Source organism: Enterococcus sp. SB12 (assembly GCF_030910025.2).
Taxonomy (GTDB): Bacteria; Bacillota; Bacilli; order Lactobacillales; family Enterococcaceae; genus Enterococcus_B; species Enterococcus_B faecium.
The window spans coordinates 160723-173465 of the sequence record NZ_CP175676.1; the positions used below are offsets into that span (position 1 = coordinate 160723).

Annotated in this window: 13 protein-coding genes and 4 pseudogenes; 9 read left to right on the forward strand and 8 right to left on the reverse strand. The window is 33.2% G+C overall.

The window, feature by feature from the left end; all coding sequences use genetic code 11:
• Positions 1-18: 18 nt before the first annotated feature.
• The 8 genes and pseudogenes from RBL01_RS13450 to RBL01_RS13485 form a co-directional block, all read right to left on the reverse strand.
• Positions 19-690 (reverse strand): class A sortase, encoded by a 672-nt coding sequence (locus tag RBL01_RS13450; protein WP_016177598.1) that lies wholly within the window; start codon positions 688-690, stop codon positions 19-21.
• Positions 691-771: 81 nt separating this feature from the next.
• A pseudogene (locus tag RBL01_RS13455) lies at positions 772-1649 on the reverse strand (EpaQ family protein).
• Between the two features lie 126 nt (positions 1650-1775).
• Positions 1776-2015, reverse strand: coding sequence for a hypothetical protein (locus tag RBL01_RS13460; RefSeq protein WP_002322851.1), 240 nt, complete (start codon positions 2013-2015; stop codon positions 1776-1778).
• 65 nt (positions 2016-2080) lie between these two features.
• Positions 2081-2320, reverse strand: coding sequence for a hypothetical protein (locus RBL01_RS13465; protein WP_002347362.1), 240 nt, complete (start codon positions 2318-2320; stop codon positions 2081-2083).
• Between the two features lie 25 nt (positions 2321-2345).
• The gene (locus tag RBL01_RS13470) at positions 2346-2468 is read right to left on the reverse strand and encodes a hypothetical protein (RefSeq protein ID WP_002293478.1); all 123 of its coding nucleotides are present in this window, start codon (positions 2466-2468) and stop codon (positions 2346-2348) included.
• Between the two features lie 18 nt (positions 2469-2486).
• Positions 2487-2828, reverse strand: a pseudogene (locus RBL01_RS13475) (DUF5406 family protein).
• Positions 2829-3446: 618 nt separating this feature from the next.
• Positions 3447-3779: a type IV conjugative transfer system protein TraE gene (gene traE / locus RBL01_RS13480; protein ID WP_002322486.1), complete on the reverse strand. Its 333-nt coding sequence runs from the start codon at positions 3777-3779 to the stop codon at positions 3447-3449.
• Between the two features lie 839 nt (positions 3780-4618).
• Entirely contained in the window at positions 4619-5659 is a 1041-nt protein-coding gene (locus RBL01_RS13485) for a replication initiator protein A (protein ID WP_058128672.1), read from the reverse strand.
• Between the two features lie 1165 nt (positions 5660-6824).
• On the opposite strand from RBL01_RS13485, the pseudogene RBL01_RS13490 reads away from it, so the two are divergent.
• The 9 genes and pseudogenes from RBL01_RS13490 to RBL01_RS13530 all read left to right on the forward strand — a co-directional run.
• Positions 6825-6911, forward strand: a pseudogene (locus RBL01_RS13490) (single-stranded DNA-binding protein); the annotation flags it as partial.
• A gap of 468 nt (positions 6912-7379) precedes the next feature.
• Positions 7380-8558 (forward strand): IS256-like element ISEfm2 family transposase, encoded by a 1179-nt coding sequence (locus RBL01_RS13495; RefSeq protein ID WP_410779650.1) that lies wholly within the window; start codon positions 7380-7382, stop codon positions 8556-8558.
• 324 nt (positions 8559-8882) lie between these two features.
• A complete protein-coding gene (locus RBL01_RS13500) occupies positions 8883-9023 on the forward strand; it encodes a hypothetical protein (protein ID WP_002290398.1) in 141 nt (46 codons plus the stop codon).
• A gap of 259 nt (positions 9024-9282) precedes the next feature.
• Complete coding sequence (locus RBL01_RS13505; RefSeq protein WP_002290397.1) at positions 9283-9537, forward strand: AbrB family transcriptional regulator; 255 nt, start codon at positions 9283-9285, stop codon at positions 9535-9537.
• Complete coding sequence (locus RBL01_RS13510; protein ID WP_002290394.1) at positions 9538-9855, forward strand: type II toxin-antitoxin system RelE/ParE family toxin; 318 nt, start codon at positions 9538-9540, stop codon at positions 9853-9855.
• A gap of 463 nt (positions 9856-10318) precedes the next feature.
• Positions 10319-10999: an IS6-like element IS1216 family transposase gene (locus tag RBL01_RS13515; RefSeq protein ID WP_185937550.1), complete on the forward strand. Its 681-nt coding sequence runs from the start codon at positions 10319-10321 to the stop codon at positions 10997-10999.
• A gap of 63 nt (positions 11000-11062) precedes the next feature.
• A pseudogene (locus RBL01_RS13520) lies at positions 11063-11371 on the forward strand (restriction endonuclease subunit S); the annotation flags it as partial.
• 214 nt (positions 11372-11585) lie between these two features.
• Positions 11586-11864 (forward strand): DUF2089 family protein, encoded by a 279-nt coding sequence (locus tag RBL01_RS13525; protein ID WP_002330374.1) that lies wholly within the window; start codon positions 11586-11588, stop codon positions 11862-11864.
• Positions 11857-12147, forward strand: a complete 291-nt coding sequence (locus RBL01_RS13530; protein ID WP_024636107.1) for a hypothetical protein — start codon at positions 11857-11859, stop codon at positions 12145-12147. The genes RBL01_RS13525 and RBL01_RS13530 overlap by 8 nt, the downstream gene beginning before the upstream one ends.
• The last annotated feature ends 596 nt before the right edge of the window (positions 12148-12743 follow it).

Here is a 12743-nt window from a genome sequence, read left to right on the forward strand (position 1 = left end):
GCGTTGATTAAAACCTTGTTATTGTAGCTCTCCCTGTACCACGTATCTTTCTTTTCCTTGTGACGTATAAACACAAGTAAACAACGTTAATAAGGGTTTCTCTCCTTTCTTTGGCAAAGACAAGAAAGAGTTCTCTTCAGGAACGCCATCGATTAATTTAAAGTACTCAGGTACGATAAATTTACGCGTTACCTTGTAACGATAGACGCCATCGTTACTAACTAAGTCCATCACCTCCCCTAATGACAACTTTTGAATATCAGAAAATAAAACCCCTGGCATTTCCATGTTATGACCTGCTAGGACATAGTTTCCTTTGCCCATTTCGGCATCTTCATAAAAATAAGTAGCCGCTCCAAGACACAAAGTGTATTGATTTGCCCCTTTAAAAATTGGCAATGCTAAACCAAGTGCAGGAATCTGAATTTGTGCAAATACTTGTTTATTGACGCCCATTTTGATTGCTTCTTTTTGTATGGACAACATTTGCCCCAAAGACATATCATTATTGACGTTCGTTGCATCCTCCTTATAACTCTTTGCGTGTGCATTGATTTGATCTACGGGCATCTTTTTTTCTATATTTTGCTTAAACACCTCTCCTTCATGTTTTTGGTAGCTAACATAGCCAAACACACTGCAAAAGACGATTAAAGCGACTCCTAAAAAACCAAATAACCATTTTTTCATCCATCTGCCTCCTTTCAGACAAAACAAAAAACACTTTTTCACAACGAAAAAGTGTTTTCTCTTATTACTATTCTATTTCATTTATCTGGTGGTTTTATATTGGTGTGTAGCCATTGCTAACATTAAGAATACAATTGGCACCCAACTGATTGTAGTTAATGTTTCTTCCATGAATGATTGACACATGATCGCTAAAAAAGCCCACAAGAATGTTAGTTGTCCGTTTGTCAGCTCACATTTTCTTACGAGCAACCATAAAAAACTAAGCAAAAGAATAATCGATAGAGCAAAACCAATCAATCCATAGTGATTGACGAGTGCGTGATACGTATTATGATTACCTAGAATCTGATTTCCTATATGGAAAAAGAAAGGTTCATCTCTACAAATATTTGTCCTGTTTTTTCGCCTAATGTTTCATAGAATTTGCGCCAAATTTCTTCTCGTCCTGTAAATAAATGAACTTTGTCTGACATTGCAGCAAAATAAGAAATCGGTAAAGCTAGAACCGAAACTGCTGCATACATCCAAAAGGACAAGTGTGTGTTTCGAAAAATCTTCTTAGGTAAAATTTCTAGGATAACGAAGATAACAAGCGCGTATAATGCTGCTTTCGATTGGCAAACCCAAATCGTTGCCCCAGCAAGAATCAACGCTGGTAATGATAGCAATCGCATGTACCATTTTCCAAATGAACTAGCAAATCCTGTGATAAGAAGGGCTAATGTCATTAAAGAACTACCTATCGTATTTGTATTGATCCAAATATCCGTTAAACTGGTTAAATTATCTTGATAGGTTTTAGCTTGTTCCTGAATATGGATTGTTTTTGTTACACCATCTACTTTTTCAGCGATTTTGTCCTTTAGATAACCTTGATAAGCAAAATAACTAAAAAGGAGAAAAACAATGATTACGCCCACGTAAGGATTAAATAAAGTTTTATTGTTTTTATTCATCTATCTACCTTCTATATTTGAATTAATTTAACTACATCTAACCAAGATAAACCACGTTAAATTTTACTATTCTTTTTATTCAATAACAATGCCACATCATAATTGATCATTTTCATATCATAATCGTCAAGAAACTTCTAATAATAGTTGGCAATTAGAACTTATTTTCACATAAGTTCGTCTCAACTGTTCAAAATTTTTCATTGATCCCAATAGACAGGCTTTCTCCTTTCCTGTTATCTGCATGTCACTGATATATTGCATGACAGATAACCTTTTAAGGTGTTTTTGTTTCATCGTTTTTAGTAACTTTTCTTCCATTTCTTTCGACACTTTTTTTCTATTTTCGATTTCTTTACAATTCATGAGTTTTCCTACCTTCCTTGTTTTGATAAAAATAAAAAAGCCTATGATCACATACGCTCTACACTTCACTCTTGGGTTATCTTTTTCTTTCTTTTAACTACTGGCCTTGCTGGTTTCAAATCCTTGATTCCATTATAGGTTCTCCAATAATCAAACTCTTTTCGTAATCTTTCTTTTTCCATATCTGTTCCTTTGGATAAGGCTTTAAATACATCTTTAGGTGAATAACCACGAGCTAACAGCTGTACATACCTTCCTTTTGTCAAAGTATCCATATCCATCGCATCTAAAACTGGTCGCGCCATCTAATTTGCCTCCTAAATAAATTCTTTACTCGATGTCTAATGATAATACTAGCTTTTTATTATTCGTCGTAATTTCTGCACATTCTTCTTCATTATTTTCTGCGATTAACGCATAATAGCATGGTGATTTTACTTCGAAAAATTTCATGATCTATTCCTCCAATTTTTATTCTTCTTTATCCGCTACAAAGTCAATGATTTCAACACTGACAATATAATCACTCAAATATGACCAGGTATCTTCTACAGACAATTCGTCTCCTTTGTCGTTCGTAAGCGTCATTTTAAACCACTCATCGCCTTCATCATCTTCAGGTAGCAAGCCGAATCCAATTGGATTATCAGTCAATGTTTAATCGTATAAATCATCCTCGTCTAATGCTAAAACATCTAATCCTTTACAATTTCCGCCTCTTCTAAACGTCACAAATCCTTTGTAATCCCAACGTTGGAAAGAAACCTTAATAGTATGTGTGCCCAATCGTATATTCGGATCATAATTTTTCATTTGTCATTCCTCCATTACGTAAATTTCATTTTCTCTATGTTTTATATCAATTTTTTCACTTTATTCAGGACTTGTTCATATTTTATCGTTTTTCGTTTACTTAAAAATACATAAAAAATTTCGACTCGTTTATGGCGTCCGAAACGAGAAACCCTAGTAGACAGCGGTAAATGCTCGATTGATCCAATAATCAACGTCCTCGCAAGTATCTACATGTACTGCAGCACACGACACAATTTCTTGTGCGTCCTCCCCATTACGAGAAGACCTACTCCTTATTCCATGAGTTTGCGTTAAAGTCTAGATCCCTTAGTAGCTGCTCATGATTAATCTAGACGCTATTCTAACTTGTCTAACTTCTAAATTCCCTCTTGTTTACTCTGCGCATATTATTTACACAAATTCATTTCACCACTATCCAAACAAGCGCATTTACTCGATTGACCAATTTTTTACGTTACCAATCGTTAAAACCTACCCCGTCACTCCCCGAAGGGAATTGTTGATAGATCAAGTCTACTCCTTATTTTTCTAGTGACTCTAAGTTCCTTTAGAAGTCTCGACAATATTTTCAAGCAAGCGAAAAACGATAAAATACAAGTTATGAGAATGATCAATTCAGCTGATCAAACGCCCCATCCCTTTTGCGGTACAACGCAAGACTCCATTTTTTCTTCGACCAATCAGTACACCGTTTTGGTCATAAACATGTTTGATTGTTGGATATAGCTCTTTTAAGGGGATAGGATCTTTTAAAATTATTTGCTTTTGTTTCCCAATGTAATAAATCATTTCCTCTGAGACTTTGTCTTTCTGGATTATATATTTCTTACACTGCACAACGGTTTTACTTTGGCCAGTTGATAGTTTCTTCGTGATTTTCTCTGTAGCGGTACACCGTTTACCGTAGTGACAAATATCTTTGAGACTCAAAATTCCTGTATATGACATAAAATAAACCACCCAATTTCTTTAAATATTTTTAACAAGTTTTTCTTGTTATTTTTCAAAAATAGAGAATTGATTTTCGTTCATGACAAACAAAAAAGAGGGAACGCATCCAAACATGCGTTCCCTCTAATTTCAGCGTTCGTCATACGGCAAAGAGCCACACGGACATTTTTATAACATTATGCTTAGGCATAGATTCATCGTAATATCACGTATTTTTAACCTTAACACAGCCAAAAAAAGTGGTATCACTTTTGAATATCTGTTATACTAAATCCGTTGCGGGTAATACCGTAACACTGAAAGGTTAACGCATTAAGGGCCAAATCTTAATGCCGTGTATGAACGCTGACGAAGGTTACCAGCCTTCCGAGTTCATACCGCCTTTCTTTTTTTTGTATTTTCAATTGTCCAAATTTATCGTCCAAAAGTGCAGAACGAAAATCAATTCATCACAAGCATAGCAGACAATTAAATTTAAAACAACTAAATTTATACAAAAAAATGTAAGCGAATAATATTCGTATTGCCTGAAAAGAAGTAATATCAAGGTTTTTAGCTTTTTTAAAAAATGAAATTACCTCTCTTCGCGTATTATTATAACTAAAAAACAGCAACATGCAAACGTTTGTTCTCTTTTTTGTGTTGGAAATTAATTATTAACTATTAACACTTATGACGTAAAAAGCTACGTTTGTGATTTTTATCATAATATTTTAACTCATAAATTCTATTAAAATAGCTATTTCTTTGTAACATTTGTAATATAATTAGAATAATAAAAAATTTTTAATTTTAATGCTACTCCATGAAGCAACAATCACTTTGTCAGTAATATTTCACTCTAACCAGTCTTTCGTAATAGTTTTTGGGAAGCTTTCAGAATTCAAACGTTTTTCACTTGATACTTTAGCAGCTATTGGTTTTTCGATAAACCAATTTTTTACATAGACAAAAATCAGGTTCTGGATATTTTCGACTTTTTCGGTTTTTAATTTTTGATAGGCTTTTAACAGTGTCGTGTATAATTCTTGTTCTGCATTGACATAATAACTATCGAGTTCTTCAAAAACTATCGAAATACCACTTTCTATTTCAGCTTTTTTCTTTGCATTATGAATAGTCTGGACGGTTTTTTGAGCTTCACTGTAACTTGAAGAAAATGTTTTTATCAAATTTAATACTCGTTCAGGGACAAACGTAGCAATGCTATCGTTTGTCATAATTGTCTCAAAATTGTCTAACAACAATTGATCTTGTAGGCGGTCTTTTTCAGTGTCTATATTGTGTCTATTAGTGTCTAATATATTATTATTAAGTTCTGGTATGATTTTCATACCCTCTGATTTATCAACGTTTTGGCACGGTATGATTTTCATACCCTCTTGAGCCCCAAGGAATTCAGCGTCTGATTTTTCGTCGAGGGTGGGTATGATTTTCATACCCTCTGATTTATCAACGTTTTCCCTATTCTCTCTATCAAATTTTTCGAGTAAGTAGATATCATTTTCTGAGACTTTTAATTCTGCTAGATATAGTCTATTAGGATTATTTTTCCCTAACTGTTTGTTAAATCCCATCTGCTTTTGTAATAATAAACCAAAGGATTCCAACTCTTTTTTGATTGCTATCGCTTTTTGTTTTTGGCAGTTTAATACGCTACATAGTTCATTTGTCGTATAAGTAAAATAAACATTACCTTCTTCATCGATTTGCCGTTTGCTGATTGCGATCTCTAATCTTGCTTTTAAAAGCATATAGGCAATCTTAGTTGAATCTTTCATTTTTTTGTATTCGTCAGAAACAATAAAGACTTTTGGAAATTGATAAAATAACTCGTTGTAAACTCTATCCGCCTTAAAAAAATTAAAATCAGTCATTGTAGATCCTCTACTTTCACGTTGTTTTATTTATGTAAAATTACCTACTCTTTTCGAAAATAGCAAAGATAAATAAAAAATGCAAACGTATTAAAACTGTTTTTTAATTAAATACTACCTAAAATAAGAAATAAAATGAATTATGTACTACCTTTAAAGTCATTAAGAACTACTTTAAATAAATATTATTTATAATTAAATACTACCAGAAGAACGTATGAATAAAATTTAGTTTTAAAATTAAAGATAATTAAGTACTACCAGTGTCAAAACAAAAAATAAATTAAGAACTACCTTATGCATATAAAAAATACTACCATTACTAGTAATATATACTACCTTATTTCAGTAGTATATATTATATTATTCTTATAAGACAAGGCTTTAGGCTAGAAAACAATAGATTATATACTACTAAAAAATACAATAAGTACTACCAATGTCAGATATATATAATAATTAAGTACTACCATTAAAATTAACTTATTTAATAAGATACTACTGTGTTAATCTGAAAAAAATTACTTTAAAGTAGTTACATACTACCTGTTAAATTAGATACTACCATTAATACTTAAATCAGATACTACCTATATTTATATTAAGTACTACCGTTCTAGGAATAAGATAATAAAAAAATACTACCAAATTGCAATTAAATACTACTTAAAATGTAAAAAATAAGAACTACCCAAATTAGGTAGTTCTTAATAAGAGAATATCAGATAAATTTGTACAAGTCATAAAAAAATTAATCTTAAATTTTTAAATATATATACTTGTTAATTATAAACTACTTTATTTAGGTAGTACATAATTAACAGATAAAACTACATGCTTGTAGTTTGTCTAGCTAATGAGTTGCATATGATTTATATAAAGGTGTGCAGCATAACTTAGTTGAAGTTAAGAGAATAGAATAAATATTTTTTGTTTTGCTAATAATTAAACACTACCTAAATATGGTAGTGTTTAATTATATAATATTCATTTTGTTACAAATAATCGTATTATAAAAGCATAACAATTGGGATAACTATTTTTTAGATTATTTAAGTACTACTTAAATTAGGTAGTACTTAAATTTTGGTTTAAGGTAGTAGGTAATTAAGAAATGATATATATCTTCTTTTATAATAGAAGGGGAGAGGCCTAGTTAAAAGCAGCGACAATTAATAACAATGTATTTAATGCTTCACAAAATCCATTTGGTGGACAATGCATTGTTATTAGCGATGATCTACCGTTCTAAGTAGTTTTTTCTATTGGTTGCATTCGTGACTAATTATGGTATAATTATGAGTAACAAAGAGGTATTTCATTATATCACCAAACCCCATCAGCGTGCAGGCTGATGGGGTTTTTTTTTACGTTTCTATATTATAGAATTAACGGGTAGGCTTACTGTCTTTTTTGGCAATTTTGCAATCAAGCCATTTGCAGAGGTAACAGCACACTACATCTGCAAGTGGCTTGATTGCAAAAACAAAATCAAAAAGGTATTTCATTATATCTCCTCCTCCCCTTGCCAGATTAGGCCCGGGTAGCAGACAGCAAAACTATTATAACATAACTGAAATACCTAAATGACATATACAGATATGATAACTTATGTATTGATTTTTCGAGAGTGTAAAATATTTTGTGTAAATAGAAAAAAGGAAGTCCCTTCTGTAGAATAGAGTTACCACAACACATTCACAGAAAAGAGGACTTCCATATGAACGATTTTACTACAGAAATTCTAAAGACTCTAGCGAACAAAGGCGATTTGAATGAATTATTCCGTGTCCATTTGGAAAAAGCTGTCAATACGCTTCTCAAAACGGAGTTAACGGCTTTCCTCGATTACGAAAAGTACGATCGTATTGGTTTTAACACGGGTAATTCTCGTAACGGCTCCTATGACCGTACGGTCAAGACCGAGTACGGGGAACTTCATCTCCAGATTCCGCGCGACCGCAACGGCGAGTTCAAGCAACAGACTGTTCCTGCTTATAGACGGACGAATGATACCTTAGAGGAGACCGTCATTCACCTCTTCCGAAAAGGTATTACCATGTCGGAAATCGCAGACTTGATTGAGAAAATGTATGGGCATCACTACACGCCCCAAACCATGTCCAACATGACTAAAGTGCTGACTGAAGAAGTAAATGCATTTAAAGTTAGAACTCTAAATGATAAGTATGTCGCTATTTTCATGGATGCTACTTATATTCCTTTAAAACGGCAAACCGTCTCCAAAGAAGCAATCTATATTGCCATTGGTATACGAGAAGACGGCACTAAAGAAGTACTAAGTTATGCGATTGCTCCGACTGAATCGACCTACGTTTGGAATGAGTTGTTACAGGACATTTACTCCAGAGGGGTTCATGATGTCTTACTGTTTATTACCGATGGCTTAAAAGGCATGAAAGATACGATTCACCAGATTTATCCTAAAGCTAAATACCAACATTGCTGTGTTCACATTTCCCGTAATATTGCTCATAAAGTACGTGTCAAAGATCGAAAAGAAATCTGTGATGATTTTAAGGCTGTTTATCAAGCTAGCTCAAAGGAAGAGGCAAATACCTTTTTAGGGAGTATGATTGAGAAGTGGCAGAAAACTTATCCTAAAGTGACGCAGTCACTGATAAAAAATCAAGATTTATTGACTTTTTATGAGTTTCCGCCTGGTATCCGCCGAAGCATTTACTCAACTAATTTAATCGAATCTTTCAATAAACAAATCAAGAAATACAGCCGCAGAAAAGATCAGTTTCAAAATGAAGAATCACTAGAGCGTTTCCTAGTATCCATCTTTGATACATACAATCAAAAATTCTTAAATAGAAGCCATAAAGGCTTCCAAAAAGTGACGGATACATTAGCTTCAATGTTTACTGAGTAACCCATTATTTTGCAGAAGGACGAGTTATTTACACAAAATTATTGACGCTCCCGATTTTTCTAACAAAAGCACATATTTTAATATATACTACCTATTTTAGGTAGTATATATTTTTAGATACAATATCGATCAGTTTTGAGGAAATGAAATTCTAGATATTTTTTGCTACATAGAGTTACTTTCAATATTTTTTAACGTAATTAGGCAGAAGTCACTCATCCTCTATAGGTTTGTGATGAAATTGCTATTGATCCATTTAAGTAAGAGCAAAAAATTGGAGGTTTATCAGGTAATTGGTCTAATGGATTTAAGTATGCGGTCACCGTGTATAGAGTTGCTTATGAGATTCAAGAAAATAAAGTTATTCCAGTATTGCTATATGGAACACATAACAATTTTTATGAATTAGCCGAGAACACTCGCAACTTTATTCGTGTAGATGAATCGGCTTCGGTTGAGTTATAACTTTAGCTATATCAATCAACTGACCGACATATGTTAAATCTATATATAATAAAAATACCTACTTAAATGGATGTTAACGGAAGTGTATGGTGAGTAGTTCACTCGTATTTTGATATCGTTTGTATATGTTTTCAGCGTTCTAAGTGGCTTATTTTGTCCAATAATAATAAGGAGTGGAATCCCTTAAGAAACACCGTTGGCAATTGTTGTTATAACATGTTATAATTTATTCATCAAAAACTAAAAGGAGTGTGATAACATGGGAAAAGAACTAAAGGTTAGAAAGATCGGCAATAGCGTGGGAGTGATCCTTCCAAGCTCTCTTGGATTAAAAAGCGGAGACACTATCCAAGCCAAACAAGAAGGCAACTTATTCATATTAGATACTACTCAAATAGCAAAAGAACACGATCGCAAATTGATTGAAGAAAGTTTCCAAGACTTTGAGAAAGGTTTAACAGTTTCAGAAATTGAAATGGTAAAAGCTTTCGGAAAATACGGCTGGAGTGAATAGATGAAAGAGTACACGCTAGTTTATTCTAAAAGTTTCCAGACCAGCCTTGAAACGATAATAGAAGAATGGGAAAATGAGCTTGCTCTTTCTCCAGCCAGCATAAAAAGATTTGTAGGTGCGATCCAGAAGGCTTTAGAACTAACCAAAAATTTTCCAACTATGCATGAGGAAGTTTCCGAAATCTATGGAATGGATATCCCAACATATCGGATCGTGATCGGCAAAAGCTATGCCTTATTTTATCGGATCGACCATGAAAAAAAAGAGATACTTGTAGGACGTATTTTCCAATCTAAACAAATGAAACTAGGCTTTTAACAATAATTAGGCAAAAGTCGCTCATCCTCTACAGGTGGGTGATTAATGCCGCTCGATATGGTTGTTAACCGTCGGTTACTCGAAGATTGATATATAAGACTTAGTACCTTTTTATTTTGCTCCATGTTATGGCCGAAGGTCTAAAGATACAATCATTAGTCTAGAGAAAAATTAAGAACCGTAGGAACTACGGGGATCGCTTGGTGAATAAGAGACACTGCTATTAGTGAAAAAATAAGATATCAAGTACGCTCTATTCCCAAAAATTTCGTGACTTTACTCATGAGAGGTTCAAGTAGTATATTTTTAATCAAATTTGACGTAACTTTTAATAAATACTACCTAAATAAGGTAGTATTTATTTTTGTGTTTTAAAAGAGGAAGTCCAAGGTTCTGTTGCAAAGTTTTAAATCTACTATCAAATAAGGTAGAATAATAGAAAAAGATAGCAGGAGGAATGACGATGAATCATTTTAAAGGAAAGCAATTTCAGCAGGATGTGATTATTGTAGCCGTGGGCTACTATCTTCGTTATAACCTTAGCTATCGTGAAGTTCAAGAAATCTTATATGATCGTGGCATTAACGTTTCTCATACGACGATTTATCGTTGGGTGCAAGAATATGGCAAACTACTCTATCAAATTTGGAAAAAGAAAAATAAAAAATCCTTTTATTCATGGAAAATGGATGAAACGTACATCAAAATTAAAGGAAAATGGCATTATTTGTATCAAGCCATCGATGCAGATGGTTTAACCTTGGATATTTGGTTACGTAAAAAACGGGACACACAAGCAGCCTATGCTTTTCTTAAGCGGTTAGTGAAGCAGTTTGATGAACCGAAGGTTGTAGTCACAGATAAAGCCCCCTCTATTACAAGTGCCTTTAAGAAACTAAAAGAATACGGCTTTTATCAAGGGACAGAACATCGTACCATTAAATACCTGAATAATTTGATTGAACAAGACCATCGTCCAGTAAAGAGACGCAATAAATTCTATCGAAGTTTACGCACTGCCTCTACCACGATTAAAGGCATGGAAGCCATTCGAGGATTATATAAGAAAACCCGAAAAGAAGGCACTCTCTTCGGGTTTTCGGTCTGTACTGAAATCAAGGTATTATTGGGAATCCCAGCTTAAATCATAGATACCGTAAGGGATTTTATTCTTTATTTAAAACTTTGCAACAGAACCGCTGATTCTGATGGATTAGTCTACTATGCAGGGTTCTTAATAAGAGCTAGAATAAAATCTGGAGTCGACTCAAATTTTGTATTTCAACATACACTCACAAGTTCTTACGAAAATTTTATTCGAGTTACCTCACAACGTTCAGGACAACCTGGGGTAAATGCAAAAGAATACTCTACCTTTGAAATAAGTGTTCCCAGTTATGAAGAACAACGAAAAATCGGCTCATTCTTCAAACAATTAGATGATACTATCACTCTTCATCAACGTAAGTTAGATTTATTGAAAGAACAGAAAAAAGGCTTTTTACAAAAGATGTTTGTTTAGGGTCTATAAATCTAAATAACAATTTTGTACTAAATACTTTTTAAATAGTCTTTCAAAGCGGCATTGTTATCGCTTTGAAAGACTATTTTTGTCAAATTCGGAGTCAAATTAAATCGGTCAACATATAAAAAATAATGTCTTTTGTTGACATTTATTATAAATAATGTTAAATTAAAATAAATATTATTTAATTAAGGAGGGGAGAAATATGAACTGGTTTTTAACACTAGATCAAGCGGACCAAGAATTTGTTAAACAGTTAGTACATGCTTCGGGCTCTCTAAAGCAATTGGCAAAGGTATATCAAGTAAGTTATCCGACCGTCAGAATGCGCTTGAATAAAATTATTCAAAAAATTGATTTAATTGAACAGGATAATACAAGTACCTTTGAAGCCAAAATTATGCAATTGGTAATTGACGAAAAAATATCGTTAGACTTAGCAAAACAAATTATTGAAGATTTTAAGGAGGAAAAAAATGAGTGAGTTTAAAGGGCTTTTAATGGGTATGTTGATTGTAGCTATACTTTACGTTTTAGATAGATATTTGCCAAAATGGTTTGGAGCGATTCCTGGAATTGCTTTTCTGTTATTAATGGTTTATATCATCTTTACTAAGGATCAGTCTTTACTAGCCAAACTAATGGTATTGATTGTGGGAGAGGCACTTTTAAATGGTATCTGGTTAGAGGCACTGAGGGATAGGAAGAAGAAAGCCAGCAAAGAAATCGAAAAAATGAAAGCTAAGGATATATCACGAAAAAAATAACACTTTTTAGGGCTTACAATCTTCAAATAACTCCTATAACAAGAGCAGCACCGAATCATTACTTACTCTTGTTGCGTTTCATATTTTAAAACTACACTATTGTTAGCTGTTGTCATATTGATTGGAATTTTTGTTAGAACATACTTTTTGGGGTAGGTAGTTGCTCATGAAGACTATTATCTTGGCTTGAGGTGATGGCATTTTTTATACACTTTAGCAGCTTTGCTCCTACCAATGGGGTCTATAATTAGATAATAACCCCTATACAACGCTATTAAAATAACCCCCGTTATCTATTGGACAGGTAATAGGGGTTATTTTTATGTTTTTTGATATAATAGAACCAAAGATGGAGGGATTATTTGGGATGGTAGGCATGCTTTTACTAGCAATCATGTTCATTTTTATCCCTGTTTGTTTTCTTATCGTAAATTGGGAGCGATTAAAAAGTTGTTTTCAAAAAAATAACAGATGAAACCCTTGCTACAAGCGGAAGAGTAGACAGACAATTAACCACAAGAGGAAGTCGAAGCTTTGCAGGAACAGCTAAAGGAACAAGCAATAACAAAACCCAAAGAAGAACAAAAAAATGGCGG

Excerpts from the sequence above, each read along its gene's own strand:
- RBL01_RS13450 (WP_016177598.1), bottom strand. The coding sequence starts at position 690 with ATGAAAAAATGGTTATTTGGTTTTTTAGGAGTCGCTTTAATCGTCTTT.
- RBL01_RS13460 (WP_002322851.1), bottom strand. The coding sequence starts at position 2,015 with ATGAATTGTAAAGAAATCGAAAATAGAAAAAAAGTGTCGAAAGAAATG.
- RBL01_RS13465 (WP_002347362.1), bottom strand. The coding sequence starts at position 2,320 with ATGGCGCGACCAGTTTTAGATGCGATGGATATGGATACTTTGACAAAA.
- RBL01_RS13470 (WP_002293478.1), bottom strand. The coding sequence starts at position 2,468 with ATGAAATTTTTCGAAGTAAAATCACCATGCTATTATGCGTTAATCGCA.
- traE (WP_002322486.1), bottom strand. The coding sequence starts at position 3,779 with ATGTCATATACAGGAATTTTGAGTCTCAAAGATATTTGTCACTACGGT.
- RBL01_RS13485 (WP_058128672.1), bottom strand. The coding sequence starts at position 5,659 with ATGACTGATTTTAATTTTTTTAAGGCGGATAGAGTTTACAACGAGTTA.
- RBL01_RS13495 (WP_410779650.1), top strand. The coding sequence starts at position 7,380 with ATGAACGATTTTACTACAGAAATTCTAAAGACTCTAGCGAACAAAGGC.
- RBL01_RS13505 (WP_002290397.1), top strand. The coding sequence starts at position 9,283 with ATGGGAAAAGAACTAAAGGTTAGAAAGATCGGCAATAGCGTGGGAGTG.
- RBL01_RS13510 (WP_002290394.1), top strand. The coding sequence starts at position 9,538 with ATGAAAGAGTACACGCTAGTTTATTCTAAAAGTTTCCAGACCAGCCTT.
- RBL01_RS13515 (WP_185937550.1), top strand. The coding sequence starts at position 10,319 with ATGAATCATTTTAAAGGAAAGCAATTTCAGCAGGATGTGATTATTGTA.
- RBL01_RS13525 (WP_002330374.1), top strand. The coding sequence starts at position 11,586 with ATGAACTGGTTTTTAACACTAGATCAAGCGGACCAAGAATTTGTTAAA.
- RBL01_RS13530 (WP_024636107.1), top strand. The coding sequence starts at position 11,857 with ATGAGTGAGTTTAAAGGGCTTTTAATGGGTATGTTGATTGTAGCTATA.